The sequence below is a fragment of the Caballeronia choica genome (assembly GCF_001544535.1).
Lineage (GTDB): Bacteria > Pseudomonadota > Gammaproteobacteria > Burkholderiales > Burkholderiaceae > Caballeronia > Caballeronia choica.
Genome location: NZ_FCON02000577.1, coordinates 1 through 713, shown reverse-complemented (window position 1 = coordinate 713; position 713 = coordinate 1). Strand labels below are relative to the sequence as shown.

The 713-nt window shown below is 64.8% G+C and carries 1 protein-coding gene; it reads left to right on the top strand.

All coding sequences use genetic code 11. The features are described from left to right. Positions 1 to 3 precede the first annotated feature (3 nt). The coding region (locus AWB68_RS45800; RefSeq protein WP_374729672.1) for a tyrosine-type recombinase/integrase at positions 4 to 713 on the top strand (710 nt) is incomplete at its 3' end.

Genomic DNA, 713 nt, shown 5'->3' with positions numbered 1-713 from the left:
GACATGCCCGTTTTTAGCCCCAGCGACCCCTCCGGTAACGCGCTCGCCCCGCTCGAACGCGCGCAGTTGCCGCCCGAACTCGATGGCCGTCATGGGCTGAACCGCGCGATCGGCGTGCGCGCGCAAATTGCCGCCGACCACGATATCGACGCGATTAAGGCGTGGCTCGCCCGCTTCGTCGATAGCCGAGCCACCTTCGACAGTTATCGCAAGGAAGCCGAACGTCTGCTGCTGTGGTCGACCGTCGAGTTGAGCAAGCCGCTCTCCTCGCTCACACATGAAGATCTCCTCGCCTATCAGCGCTTCCTGGCCGATCCGCAACCTGCGGCGCGCTGGGTGATGCGCGGCCGCAAGGTCGCACGGGCCGAGCCCGACTGGCGGCCGTTTGCCGGACCGCTATCGCCGGCCAGCCAGCGGCAGGCGTTCGTGATCTTGAATACGCTGTTCGCTTGGCTGGTCACCGCCGGCTATCTGGCGGGCAATCCGCTCTCGTTGTCACGCCAGCGGGCGCGCAAGACGAAGCCGCGTGTGACCCGCTATCTCGAGGACGATCTGTGGCAAGCGCTCAAACACTCGGTCGAAGCGATGCCGCGCGATACCGCGCGCGAGCAGGAACACCACGCGCGGGTGCGCTGGTTGATTTCATTGCTGTATCTGATGGGGCTGCGAATTTCCGAAGTCGTGAGCAACCCAATGGGCGGGTTCTTCAAGCG